Source organism: Enterococcus sp. CR-Ec1 (assembly GCF_002850555.1).
Taxonomy (GTDB): Bacteria; Bacillota; Bacilli; order Lactobacillales; family Enterococcaceae; genus Enterococcus_D; species Enterococcus_D entomosocium.
Window position 1 is genome coordinate 2,323,466 of sequence record NZ_CP025223.1, and the last position, 12,228, is coordinate 2,335,693.

The 12,228-nt window shown below is 42.0% G+C and carries 12 protein-coding genes; 4 read left to right on the plus strand and 8 right to left on the minus strand.

Annotated features, from left to right (window positions below; translation table 11 throughout):
- Positions 1 to 179 precede the first annotated feature (179 nt).
- Entirely contained in the window at positions 180 to 590 is a 411-nt protein-coding gene (locus CXM95_RS11270) for an organic hydroperoxide resistance protein (protein ID WP_034872372.1), read from the plus strand.
- A 58-nt stretch (positions 591 to 648) separates the two neighbouring features.
- On the plus strand, positions 649 to 1,083 hold the full coding sequence (locus CXM95_RS11275) for a MarR family winged helix-turn-helix transcriptional regulator (RefSeq protein ID WP_086373082.1): 435 nt from the start codon (positions 649 to 651) through the stop codon (positions 1,081 to 1,083).
- Positions 1,084 to 1,133: 50 nt separating this feature from the next.
- Here the strand turns inward: CXM95_RS11275 and CXM95_RS11280 are convergent, their stop codons facing one another.
- Positions 1,134 to 1,496 (minus strand): hypothetical protein, encoded by a 363-nt coding sequence (locus CXM95_RS11280; RefSeq protein ID WP_008378626.1) that lies wholly within the window; start codon positions 1,494 to 1,496, stop codon positions 1,134 to 1,136.
- A 278-nt stretch (positions 1,497 to 1,774) separates the two neighbouring features.
- On the minus strand, positions 1,775 to 2,143 hold the full coding sequence (locus CXM95_RS11285; protein ID WP_101699172.1) for a DUF7006 family protein: 369 nt from the start codon (positions 2,141 to 2,143) through the stop codon (positions 1,775 to 1,777).
- Positions 2,144 to 2,597: 454 nt separating this feature from the next.
- On the opposite strand from CXM95_RS11285, the gene CXM95_RS11290 reads away from it, so the two are divergent.
- Positions 2,598 to 2,774: a hypothetical protein gene (locus CXM95_RS11290; protein WP_005235184.1), complete on the plus strand. Its 177-nt coding sequence runs from the start codon at positions 2,598 to 2,600 to the stop codon at positions 2,772 to 2,774.
- A 55-nt stretch (positions 2,775 to 2,829) separates the two neighbouring features.
- On the opposite strand, the gene CXM95_RS11295 is transcribed toward CXM95_RS11290, so the two are convergent.
- From CXM95_RS11295 to CXM95_RS11305, 3 genes are read right to left on the minus strand one after another with little or no spacing between them, the layout of a single operon-like run.
- Entirely contained in the window at positions 2,830 to 4,989 is a 2,160-nt protein-coding gene (locus CXM95_RS11295; protein ID WP_101699173.1) for a lectin-like domain-containing protein, read from the minus strand.
- A gap of 18 nt (positions 4,990 to 5,007) precedes the next feature.
- Positions 5,008 to 6,057 carry a DUF916 and DUF3324 domain-containing protein gene (locus CXM95_RS11300; RefSeq protein ID WP_005235181.1) on the minus strand — a complete coding sequence of 350 codons (1,050 nt, stop codon included), beginning with the start codon at positions 6,055 to 6,057 and terminating at the stop codon, positions 5,008 to 5,010.
- Between the two features lie 16 nt (positions 6,058 to 6,073).
- Positions 6,074 to 6,649, minus strand: a complete 576-nt coding sequence (locus CXM95_RS11305) for a WxL domain-containing protein (RefSeq protein ID WP_008378634.1) — start codon at positions 6,647 to 6,649, stop codon at positions 6,074 to 6,076.
- Positions 6,650 to 6,832: 183 nt separating this feature from the next.
- Here CXM95_RS11305 and CXM95_RS11310 point away from each other — a divergent pair, with 183 nt between their 5' ends.
- Positions 6,833 to 8,338, plus strand: a complete 1,506-nt coding sequence (locus CXM95_RS11310) for a helix-turn-helix domain-containing protein (protein WP_101699174.1) — start codon at positions 6,833 to 6,835, stop codon at positions 8,336 to 8,338.
- An 81-nt stretch (positions 8,339 to 8,419) separates the two neighbouring features.
- Here the strand turns inward: CXM95_RS11310 and CXM95_RS11315 are convergent, their stop codons facing one another.
- From CXM95_RS11315 to CXM95_RS11325, 3 genes are all read right to left on the minus strand, one after another.
- Entirely contained in the window at positions 8,420 to 9,307 is an 888-nt protein-coding gene (locus CXM95_RS11315) for an SDR family oxidoreductase (RefSeq protein WP_005235175.1), read from the minus strand.
- Between the two features lie 245 nt (positions 9,308 to 9,552).
- Entirely contained in the window at positions 9,553 to 11,253 is a 1,701-nt protein-coding gene (locus tag CXM95_RS11320) for a DUF4091 domain-containing protein (protein WP_101699175.1), read from the minus strand.
- A gap of 2 nt (positions 11,254 to 11,255) precedes the next feature.
- Positions 11,256 to 12,227, minus strand: coding sequence for an alpha/beta hydrolase (locus CXM95_RS11325; protein ID WP_061054302.1), 972 nt, complete (start codon positions 12,225 to 12,227; stop codon positions 11,256 to 11,258).
- Between the last annotated feature and the right edge of the window lies 1 nt (position 12,228).

Here is a 12,228-nt window from a genome sequence, read left to right on the forward strand (position 1 = left end):
ATCTATTACAAGTGTTACTAACTATGATAGCACGTTTCACCCAAGAGAACAGTAAACTTATGCTGATTCCGCTTTTTTTTAGAAAAAAAACATAGAACGAAAACCAATTCCTTGCATTTTTCATTTAAATTGTATACAATTTAATTGTACAAAATATAAAAATCAGGAGTGAAGAAATGATGAAAAAAATGTATTCGACTAAAATGATCAACACTGGTGGCCGTTCAGGAGAAGTACACAGTCCCGATCATTCATTTGAGCTAAACATCACTGCACCTGGCAAACGTGTCGAAAATGCTACCAATCCAGAACAACTTTTTGCGGCTGGTTTTAGTGCTTGCTTCAACAGTGCCCTTGAATTGGTGAAAAGCAGCAAAGGAATCGATGGTGCTTCTACGGTGAGCGCACAAGTGACCTTATACGCAGAAAGCGAATCCAGTTTTGTCTTGGGTGTTGAGATCGAAGGTCAAATCGAAGGATTGTCAACAGAAGAAACACAAGAATTGCTTGAGATCGCTCATACCGTATGTCCTTATTCAAAAGCCACAGCTGGCAACATTGAAGTGACTGTCAAAGCCGTTAGCGAGTAGACTTTCGTTGAAAAAACAGCTATGATAAGAGGCGGATATTAGAAAAAGGGGTGAAAACATGAATGTCTTAGCGTTAGAAAACCAATTGTGTTTTCCTCTATACGCCGCTTCAAAAGAAATTATCAAACAGTACAAAGACTTACTGGACCCGTTGAATTTGACCTATACCCAATATTTAGTGATGTTAGTGTTATGGGAAGATGAAGCGATCAGTGTCAAAGCATTGGGGAAGCAATTATGTCTCGATTCTGGCACACTGACACCGGTTTTAAAAAAGCTTGAAGCAAAAGGCTACCTAGTAAGAAATCGAAATCAAGACGATGAACGTTCTTTGAGGGTCACATTGACTGACTCAGGCAAAGCGCTTCATGAACAAGCGTTAGAGATCCCCTACAAAGTGACCGAATTCTTGCCTCTTGAACCGGAAGAACTGTCCGTGCTCCATCAATTGACGACAAAAATGGTACAAAGATTTCAAGAACAAGAAAAATGATCCGCTGTTTTCACAGCGGATCATTTTTTTATCATGCAAACGAGTATTCTTTAAGAAGCTTTAGTTTTCAATTCACCAATCACATTTAGCAACTGGGTTAATTGTTCAGGATCTTCGATTTTTCTGATGGCGATTTTCACTAATTCAAAAATCTGGTCATCGGTTAGGCCTGTCTGTAATATCTCCAATTCACTTACAGCTGGCTGAAAGCGACGAGCCAAGACTGATCCGCTCATTTTGATACTTGCAATCTCCAGAACTCCTTTGTTTACTAACTTGCGAATCACGGACAGTGATGTGTTACGGTTTAAGCCGAAACGTTCACTAAATTCTGTACAGCACAGAGGTTCATCCACAGCCCAAAAACAAACTAAGACTTCCCACTCTTTTTTTGAAAAACTCAAGTAATCCATAATTGCTCCTTTCCATGCCGATGAGGCTGGTTCTTATTTTCTAAATTAAAACAATCGCAGCTATTTCAGTCAGCTGGCTTTCCTCTTCCTTTTTTCGATTGTTTTTTCTTTCACTAAAAGGATTATATACCAATAATAATCTATTTTATTCATGATTTCAAAATAATTTTTATTTTAATGATAAATAACATGTTTAATTATTCTTTTTCTTGATAAAAAAAAACGACTAGATCAGCTAGTCGTTTTCTTACTCTACTTGATATTCCTACGAGAAGTGTTTATTGAACACTGAAGATCAAACTCTCATGCTCTTGTTCTTTTAAGGAATAGCCACAAAATTCTTTATTCAAATTCGGAAAATCACGTTCGATCATCTGAATAATCTCGATTTCCGTCAACAGTTTGTCTTCTGACAATTGCAGCGAGTTCAACAAAAAAAAACGAGAATCATAGCCTAAAATTTCCGGCATCAACCGCCAAAAATTTGTGCTGTCAATTTGTTGGATCGTTTGTTCCATAGCAACAATCAAGTTTTGCACGTGTTCATATACTTTAGGATAATCAGATTTTAGTAGATCCAACAGTGCTTGGTCTAGCACTTTATCTAAATAAGCCTTTGTATCGGTATAAATTATTGAAGAAATCACTTATTTCATCAATCCTTTCATTCAAATGCCATATTCGACATTGTCAAGGATGGCTCCTTGTTCTTATATATAGCATACTATCGGTGATTTTCGTTCTCAGATTAAGGATAGAATATAGAAAAAAAAGAGAAGCGTCTTTTCTTGTCCCCTAATCTTACTCCACAATAGCAAAATTTTGCTAAACTGATAAGCAAAGCGATTCAGCACCTATCGAAAATGAGAAAATTGTCAGATTTCCTTCCTTTTTTATCTATAGCGATTCCTACCCATCGGGCTCTGTAACTGCCAATATCCTCGCAATTACACACTTCTACGCCTCCCCCAATAAACGTAGGTTTTTTCTCATTTTAACAAACGTCTTACACAGCATAATTTCAGACAGAACCTTATACAACATGTATAATTAAATTATAGAAAGTCATCAAAATAAAACGAAACGAGGAGTGGATCACAGATGAAGAGTCATTGTAAATGTGGAAAAAAAATGAATGCCCATGAAAAAAGCTGTCCAGACTGCAAACACAAAAAACAGCAAACCTTAGAATCCTTGGAAAAATTCGTTAAATACGGCAGTTTTGCTTTAGCAGGCCTATCATTAGTTTTAAAAATTGCGAAAAGTCGCCAAAGTTAAAGGGACCGACTTAAACTTTTAGACGAAAAAAACGCCTTCTAGGCGTTTTTTTTTGCTATTCATTAATGATTGTACTCTCCAACAGCCAGTCGACTGTGCCTGTATAGGTACCTGGTAAAATCAAATCTAACTTGGGGACAAAGCGAAAGTAGCAATCATATTCCTGAAGATCCAAGGTTAAGTCCGTTGCTCCTGTTGGCTCCTGCTGGAAAATCACTTGCTCTTCAGAAGTGACAGAAGCCACCAGCTGATTGGTCACCGGATCATAGATTACCAACTGAATTTCCTCTGCCAATAGTTGCTGCTCTTGCATAAAATCCTTTATCTGTCCACTTAACTGCCAGGTTCCTTCGCTAGTATTGCTGATAGACAAAAGGGCTTCTTGATCAAAAGCAATCGCTATATAAGCAAAGCCATCGTCTCTGATGGATCGTACCAGTTCATTCAAGGTCACTGTCGCTGTGATTGAAGCAGGCGCACGCTGAAATTCTACAATCCCACGAAAGTCAATCCCATAATAACGTGTCGCCGATCGATTGCCTTCTGTATCGATCACATAGGAAGCCAGATAATAGGTTGTGCCTGGTTCTAGTTCTTCGGTGTCTAACACCAATGTATCCGTTAGCGGCTCCGACAATGTTCCCCGTTCAACCAACGCTGCTTCAGAGAAATCGGTTTCGGTGATTGTCACATCCTCCGTAAAGAACTCCGTGACATATATTTTGGCTTGGGTCGAGTTTTGGTCATCAATCGTGATCGGTATATAGGAATTGCGCTTTTGCCGCACGATCTGCAGGTCTGCTTTTGATTCTGCCAATGACGCCGAACCTGTTGTAAGCGTTGGTGGAAAGATTCCAGTCATTTGATAATAATGAATTTCTGGATCACCTGACGTCATACTGGAAACAAAAGCATTTCCATTAAAAACAGTTTGGACAGGGATGGCTATATCTAAATTCTGATTGAGCGGCGCTTCTGTGTAATTGACGGAAAAGTGAACGATGTATTCATTCCCTTTGACCATGTCAGGCAGTGTCGCAACCAATTGCCCATTTTCAATGACAAAAGGTAAGGCAGTTCCGCCTTCCGGCATGCCATTAACCATGATTTCACTGGCTTTTCCAAAATAAACCGCCTCGGGAACTAATGGTAGTCCTTCTGGAAAAAGCGATGAGAGCAAGATTCCCGATTCCAAGTCAGCTAGATCACTGGTGCTTTTATAGGAGAGATAGGTCGCATAAGTAATGGTTTTGCTATTGTCGACAGTGGCTGGCTGGGAAAGTGTCGTACCAGTATCCAACAATAGTTTGACTGGGTCTTTTTCAAAAACACCGGTTCGCATCTCAAGTTCTACTAATCCTTCAACATCGACAAACGCCACTGCTTTTTCTTGAACATAGCCCCCGTTTGCACCAGTAAAACCAAAATAGACCGGTGCACTATTAGTCAGGTTCAAATTTGATTTGAAGGTGTCATCAACAGGTACCGTCACATCAACACCGAAATCTGGTACGGTGTAACGCAACGTTTGCGTTGGCTGATCAAAAACTACTGTAAAACTATGCCACACCCCATCGGAAATATCACTCACTGATACCGTATCACGATGATTTAAGACTTTGTCGATAATCAGCCAGCCATCGGTGGTATATGCGTCATTTGAGCCGGGAAAATTCCATGCGATATGATGGCTGGAAGGAACATCGCGATCCATCATACCGTCCCCAGTCAAACCGGAATTATTATAGAACGTATCGAATTCAATCGCAAAACTTTGCGGGATTGCCCCCGTATTTAAAGGAGTCGTTCCTCCTGTATTTGACCAGACGCCAATCGTCGGTCCTGCTTGTTCTGCCAGCGCATTTAAGCCATTGCTTTGCATCACAAAAGCGAGCCCATCGCTGTCCGTTGCTGTATTATCGATACAAAATGCCATTTCTAACCGAAAAGAGCGAGTAAAAGAAACCGGCTTATTGAACCAGACACCACCACTGGAGTTGGTAGTAGCTCCATCATTAATCTGAACATAATTAACGCCCGGTTCCCCTTGTGGCGACCCCGCTTGTCCCACAGGAGTGATCAGAGAATCGTCAATCGCTAACGTAGGAAAATCTGGCGCAGATACCGCAGCATGGACGATTTCTTGTTTCCCACATAGCAGCAAAATGTTAAAAAAGAACACATAGCCCCATCGGATAATGCCAAACTTTTTCATCACTGTCCTCCGCTTTCTTCATTCTGATTCTTCTTGCACTGACAGCCTAACATCTGCTTCTGCTTTTTTACGTCTCCTATATAAAATGAACAAGAGAAGTAGGACAAACAGGAAGAGAAGTAGCCCTCCTGCATAGAGCCAGTACTGTTTTTGAAGATACGCTGCACCTAACGTTGTCTGACGGTTGATAAGGTTGGCTTGCTTGCGATCAACCACCACCGAATCCTCAAACACCCATGTTCCTTTAGGCGCATTCAACTCAATCCGTAATAGATAGGTCCCCGGTTCGAGAATGTTCTGATCAAAGGCACTAAACAGCTCCAAAACCGAATTCGGAGCTATTTGAAAATTCTCTGCAGAAAACCCACCGACCTTGTTGCCGCTATCTTGCTCACGTATCACTGTTCTGACAGTGATGTTGCCAAAGGCTGTGGGCTGATCATTGCGGATCCTACTTTTGAGAGCTGTAGAACCATATCTTTCCACCGCCTCAGAATTGACCAAAGACAACTGGGGGTCAGGCATGGTTGCTACATTCTGACGCAAGCGGATCCCTTGTTGAATTTTATAGTTGGCTTGCAGATTTGTTTGCTGACTTTCAGTTGTTTCCGCCGGTTCTTCTTCAAAGTCAAACACACCAAGTATTTCTCCTGCAAATTCTTTTGCCTTCATTGAAAGGGTAAAATGGACCTGACGACTTTCTCCAGGGTCAAGCTGGATCGTCTGTCTCGGATTTTCAATCAATTGACTAAACGAGATTCCTTGGTTCTCTTCGGCGGTCTGTTCTGCTTGGTACGCGATGATCCCAGTAGAGGCCGTATAACTATTTAGTGCTGCTGCTTTAATGGTCAACGGCTCTGAACTTGTATTATGAAGGGCAACGGTCAAATTCTGTTCGGTCTCATGATTTACCAGTAAGTCGAAATAACTGACGTCACTGACTTGATTTTGGGGAAGTTCTGGGGTTACAGTGAACCGTGTGGTCTGTGCATGACCGGTGACTTTCGTAAAGCAACACAAACTGATAAAGAAACTAATGAGTACGAAGCACTTGATTTGTTTTTTCATTGTCGCCCTTTCCTTGCTATTCTGCTTGATAGGTGTTTGATAATGTCCAAGTGATCGTTCCACTATAAGTGCCGCTGTTCACATTTTGTTTTGGTACGGTTAATGAAGCATTGGAAAAGTTAAAGTCATTGGTTGCTAAGCCGGTCGTCCCATTAGCAGAAGCGATCAATGTAGGTTCTGTTGCTCCTACCATCAATTCGGTGCCCGATACTAGCGTTGCATCGCCCGAAGCCGTTGAACCATTTAAAGTGACTTTGGCATTTGCTAGCTCGTTATCGCTGGCATTCGTCATTTTCGATAATTGCGCAGTCAACTGCCAGCCAGCTTGATTTGGTCCACGGTAATCCGTGATCGATGTCACTTCATCCGACGTTGTTTGAATCACTTGTTCATCGGTAGCGATATCTTGGATACTGCTTGTACCGAAGTTAAAATTGGTCACCTGATCCAGTGACAAGATTCCTTGTTCGATCGTTAGTGTTGCTTGACTCGTCATTGAAGCCGTTGGATTCGCTTCTGCTGCAGCTGCCGCAGTGGGCGCCATTCCTAAACCCATTCCGACCAAACCTAACATTCGTACCTTTTTGTTCATTTTCATCTCTTCCTTCACTTTTTTAATGAGAAACCGAGGGTCATCGAAAAAACAGCCTTAAAAAATAATAATTTAATTGGTGTTTTTTCATTCTATTCTCATCTATCATAAGTATAATCCATCATGGTTATCATACGGTTCACAGATTTAGCGTAAAAAAAACGCCAAAAAGGAGAATCCCTTATGTATCGAGAATTCATTTCTCCCGCAGAAGAAAAGAAATTAGAGATTTTCAAAGTTGTCTGCAATTCCAACGGAGTGACATTGGTCCAACTGTCAGAAGTTTTGAATATCCCGCAAAAAAGCCTGCAAAAATATATCTATTTTTTAAATGAAGATTTGCAACTGCTCTCACCTCACCTGCTTCTATCAAAAAATCATTACAATCAGTATTTTCTTGATCGAACAGAGGATGATGAACCTTTCTATGCACAATTGATGTATCATTACTTGCTCAACTCCACACAATATAACCTGATTCATTACTTGATTGGGCGCCCGCAAATGACCTTGACTCAATTATGTTTGGATTTGCATGTCAGCCAATCGCATATGTATCGGTTGATCAAGAAAATCAACCAACTATTGGAAAAATTTCAAATCCGAATTCGAACAGACCTGAATAATCGAATCGTTCTTGCTGGAAAAGAGCTTGATATCCGTATTTTCACCTACAGTTTCTTGACCCAAAGTGCGCCTGCTGATTTGTGGCTTTTGCCGAGTGTTTCCCATAAAAATGTCGAAGAATTTACGGCATTCTTTGCTGTTTCTCACTTTGATCCGTTGACGAAAAATAAACTCGCTGCATTTTGGCAAGCAGTGGTCAGCCGAACGATCCAGAAAAAATATTTGCCGCCGATTCCTGAAAAATACATGGGATTGATGAATTTCTATTGTTTTTTACCAGAAGAAATTCTCGAATCACTTTTTTTGAGTGCCGATTATGCCTCAGAAAAGATGCTTCAGTCAGAGTATCTTTACTTGAATTTCTTTTTGCATGTCTTTTTGCCAGGGGTTGTTCCCCAAGAAAAGAATCAAATGATCATCCAAGAGATCAAACATTCTGATACTGATCTTGTGCGCTTTTTCACTGCAATGATCAAAGATTGGCACGATACCTTTGCTCCAAGTCAGGAAGCCGCCGAATTCGAAAAATTATTAAGCAGCTGTCTACTGGTCTTCAATCTATCGATCATTATCGGCATCGATCTTCTGGAAGTGTGGCAGCTAGAACACCAACTGTTGATTGAAAATGCTCCTTCTAAAGACAGAACCTATGAAGCAATCTGCACACTTTTACTGACCCATGTTGAAAAGTATCCATTTGCTGACTTGGATAAAGAGTATTTTGAACAGACACAGTTGCCTTATCTGGCTCATCTCTTGTATTTGGAAACACAGATGAATACGCCCCCGACCGTGTCGATCTATATTCAAACGACGATTCAATACCGCACAAAGCAAATGATTGAGACGAGGATTCGTTCGATTTATTCTAAAGCTTCTGTGACTTTCGTCAAACAAATGGAAGCCGCAGATTTATTGATCACGGATAATTATGAAGAAGTGATGTTTTCCGAAAAATTAGTCTTACTGTCTAACCTGCAAGCCGAGCAAGAGTGGGCAGCCGTTTTTGCAAAGATCAATCAACTGATGATGACCAAGATGTTTGCCGAACAAGGAAAATAAGTTGCCGATTCCATTTTCATCCGCAAAAAAGCCCGAGCCTCTTTGCTCGAGCTTTTTTCTACTATTTTAGTCCTAGGAATTTTAAGCGAAGAAGCTACCGCCAGTTACACTGTAAACTTGACCAGTTACATAACTTGCTTCATCAGAGGCTAAGAAAACATAGACTGGTGCTAATTCGACTGGTTGTCCAGCACGTTTCATCAGTTCTTTTTGACCAAATTCTGGGATCGCAGATTGTGGCTGTCCACCCGAAATTTGAAGTGGTGTCCAGATTGGACCAGGAGCCACCGTATTGACCCGAATGCCTTTTTCACTTAATTGAGCAGCTAGCCCTTTACTAAAGGAAGTAATAGCACCTTTCGTGGCTGCATAGTCTAAAAGATGGGCACTAGGCTCCGCACTTTGGATCGAAGTGGTCGTGATGATGCTCCCACCAGCTGGCAGATAATCCAACGCTTCTTGGACTGTCCAATACATCGAGATGATATTCGTTGTAAAGGTATCTTGAATTTGTTGTGTAGTCAACTCTTTGATGTCCTTCACCGCTTGTTGCATCCCAGCATTTAGAACCAACGTATCTAACCCGCCTAATTCTTTGGCTGCTTCATGAACCAATTGACGAGCGAAAGTTTCATCTTTCAAGTCTCCTGGGATCAAAACTGCTTTGCGTCCAGCTTTTTCAATGACTGCTTTGACTTCTTGCGCGTCTTCTTCTTCAAAAGGAAGATAGTTGATTGCAACATCGGCGCCTTCTTTGGCAAAAGCAATCGCTGCTGCTCGACCAATACCAGAATCACCACCGGTCACTAATGCTTTGCGTCCAGCTAATTTGCCTGAACCTGCGTAGCTTTCTTCCCCGCAATCAGGTACTGGCTGCATCTTTCCTTGAATTGCCGGTGCTTCTTGCACCTGTTTTTCAAATTTGCCATCATAGTACTTCGTTAACGGATTGTTGATTTTTTCTGACATGCTCGTTTCCTCCTTGATTATTTCTACTTCTATTTGTCATAGTTTGTTATGACCTTACTTAAAAGTGTAAAGGAAGATGGAGGGAATGAAAAACGAAACGCTCACCAGAAAAAAAGCATCTGTAAGAAAACAGATGCCTAGTAAAACGAAAAAGCTGCGTGAATCAGTAGTGAAAACGCCCACAGGTATCTCACTATTCTTCTGGAAAATCGTAGTGAAATTTCTGGGTGCAGTGTTTGATTTTGCTACTTTTCTAGCAGTTCGAGGAGGGCCCGATGAAAGGCCTCCATCTCCTCCGCGGTCTGTAGAAAAACATCGGGATGACTGTGATGGCTGTCGATCATCCAGTGTTTCGTGTCTGTAACTTTAAGAAAATCTGCTACTACGGCGTCGGTTTGCTGCGGTTGTGCAGCTTGAGCGGTCTTCAAGAGATAGAAATCTTCAATCCCCCGCTGTAGTTGTTTATACCTTAGGGACAACAATAAATGTCCGTGATTGCCAGGATAGACGAAACAAAGATCACCGATCGGTAGTGAGCTCGTATTGTACCGAATATCGGACCGAGCATGTTCTGGCCAGCAATTGTAGGCCCAACGCAGAAAGCCGTCTGTTTTGAACTGATACGATAAGATTCCTTGCATTCGCGTCTCTAACAGGGGACTATGCAAAAAGGTATTTGGTTTGTCCGGATAATTGCAGACATAGTACTGCATCTTGCCCGGATGGCTTTGTGCTAGTGTTTCGTAATGGTTGCAAGTACAGTAATAGGAAGTCACAGGATGATCGATCACTGGCAGCAGCTCAAATAACACGTCTTCTTTATCAAAAGCAGCTTTGATCTGGATCGACGGATCAATTTCTTTTAAAACAGCTAACGAGGCTCGGAAACTGTCGATTTGATGTTTCTTCGGTTCGTCAGAAACGATGCGAACCTTCTCCCACAGATTCTTTCCTTTAAAATAATCAAATACTTGGCGTAGATACTCCTGCAACTCAGCTTTTTGATTAATAAAGCCAAAGGCGCCTTTCCCCTCATCATAAAAGCGAATCACCAATTTTTCTGGATGGTCCAAGTTGACTAACGGAAAAAATGGCGGTTCCCAGACCCCTAATAAACCAAACACATCAATTTCATCTTTGATGCCCGCAGCAAAAAAACAATCAAGGTAACGTGTCAGCACAGAAAAATCGCAGGAAAGTTCTCCGTCTGGCGTCTTTTTGACCTTTACCATCGAATACTCATATAAATTGGCGGGATAATCTTTGACGATGTAATTGAACCGGCCCTTCCAAGGGATCTCTCCGGCGATCACTGTGATCGCTTTTTGTCCGATCGCAGCGAGACTCTCAGCCATTTCCTTGATCAAGTCAAAGTGGGCATCGCTCCATAACGGAACGTCAAAGGTGCGAGCCAAATTGCTGGGCTGCTGCCACATATTTAAGTGGAACGTTTCTAAATATTCTTTTGGAAAAGTAAAAGTGCCCACTTCAATCGTTAGGTTCTTTTCTAACAAGCACTCCTCTTGGCTAGTCAAGTGTGCCCGATAGACCTTGATTTTCACGGGATAAACTTGCGATTTGATCGTCTCATCGATCTGCCACTCCAAATAAAGAGGCGCAAAGCGATCGCCAGGATAGGTTTTGGCAGTTCGTTCAAGTAATTTATCGGCGTACGCCAATTCCTGCTGACCGACATAATAGTCGACGAATTGCGCTTTGACCGGCAATTCGCTAAAAATCTCAACGCGTATCATGGGAATCTCGATTTCATCGGGGATCGAAAACTCGTCGCCAATAATATAATGATTGCGGTTGCCATCGTGCAGCAGCAACTGACAAGCAGCAGTACTGTTACGAACAGCTGATAACTGTTCAATCGCTTGTGGCTCTTGGGTGATCAATTCTGTTGAAGCCTTATAGCTTTCATGGACCAGGATTGCTTTCATTTTTACTCTTCCTTTCTAGGATCAATCAGCTGCAAAACAAGCGCTTGATAAGAAACATTCTCAAAAGCTTCTGGCATGATCGTTAGTAGTTGCTGCAAGCTGATGTTTTTTACGATTTTTAAGCGGCTTTTGTCTGCCCATGATGGAAAAGCCTGCAACAGCAAGCGTTTGTTTTCACCTGACTCGAGTAATGCCCGAATTGGCCACTGCCCTAAATCAGGAAACAAAGCTGGCTGGGCAACTTTATCTGCCCAGTTCAACTCTAGCCATTCGACGCATTCATCAAACCAACGGGCAAAACGTGGATCAACCATTTCTTTACGATTACCGAAGCGTTCGGTCGCCAAAGAAAGACCGTGACGTCCTTTTTGGAAAATATGACTTTCAAAGGGAACCTCGTGATCTTCTAGGGCCTGCAGATACGCCAATGAATTTTCGATAGGAACGACATTGTCTTCAAAGGTTGAAAACAAAAAGGTGGGCGGCGTATCTTTTGTGACACATTCCTCTAATGAAGGGGCATCGATCTTCATCACAGTAGCAAATGAAGACAATATCGCTGGGTAGCCTAAAATACATAAGCTCGGTTTCATTGAGGAGAGTGTTGATAATGCCGCTGCCAAATGGCCGCCGGCAGAAAAGCCGATCACAGCGATTTTTTCGGCATCGATTCCCCATTCACTTGCAAGTTCTCGGATTTTAGTAATCGCTTTTTCTGCATCTGCTAAGGAATGGCTGAAACTGCGATGTGTCCCTACATGATAGCGTAAGACCCCGGCGTGAAAGCCTTGGGCAGCAAAATTTAAGGCAATCGGCTCAGCTTCCCGCTCACTGCAAAAGGAGTAGCCGCCACCGGGAATCACCAAGACAAACGGACGATCGCCCACCCGTTCATACTCGGCTTTTTCCTCATGCAGGTACACTGTCAAACCGGCTTGCGCTTCTGGATCAAATAGATATTCCTGAAAAAACATC

Bases quoted from the DNA above. Each gene is read 5' to 3' on its own strand.
- CXM95_RS11270 (WP_034872372.1), top strand. From the start codon at position 180: ATGAAAAAAATGTATTCGACTAAAATGATCAACACTGGTGGCCGTTCA.
- CXM95_RS11275 (WP_086373082.1), top strand. From the start codon at position 649: ATGAATGTCTTAGCGTTAGAAAACCAATTGTGTTTTCCTCTATACGCC.
- CXM95_RS11280 (WP_008378626.1), bottom strand. From the start codon at position 1,496: ATGGATTACTTGAGTTTTTCAAAAAAAGAGTGGGAAGTCTTAGTTTGT.
- CXM95_RS11290 (WP_005235184.1), top strand. From the start codon at position 2,598: ATGAAGAGTCATTGTAAATGTGGAAAAAAAATGAATGCCCATGAAAAA.
- CXM95_RS11295 (WP_101699173.1), bottom strand. From the start codon at position 4,989: ATGAAAAAGTTTGGCATTATCCGATGGGGCTATGTGTTCTTTTTTAAC.
- CXM95_RS11300 (WP_005235181.1), bottom strand. From the start codon at position 6,057: ATGAAAAAACAAATCAAGTGCTTCGTACTCATTAGTTTCTTTATCAGT.
- CXM95_RS11305 (WP_008378634.1), bottom strand. From the start codon at position 6,649: ATGAACAAAAAGGTACGAATGTTAGGTTTGGTCGGAATGGGTTTAGGA.
- CXM95_RS11310 (WP_101699174.1), top strand. From the start codon at position 6,833: ATGTATCGAGAATTCATTTCTCCCGCAGAAGAAAAGAAATTAGAGATT.
- CXM95_RS11315 (WP_005235175.1), bottom strand. From the start codon at position 9,307: ATGTCAGAAAAAATCAACAATCCGTTAACGAAGTACTATGATGGCAAA.
- CXM95_RS11320 (WP_101699175.1), bottom strand. From the start codon at position 11,253: ATGAAAGCAATCCTGGTCCATGAAAGCTATAAGGCTTCAACAGAATTG.
- CXM95_RS11325 (WP_061054302.1), bottom strand. From the start codon at position 12,227: ATGTTTTTTCAGGAATATCTATTTGATCCAGAAGCGCAAGCCGGTTTG.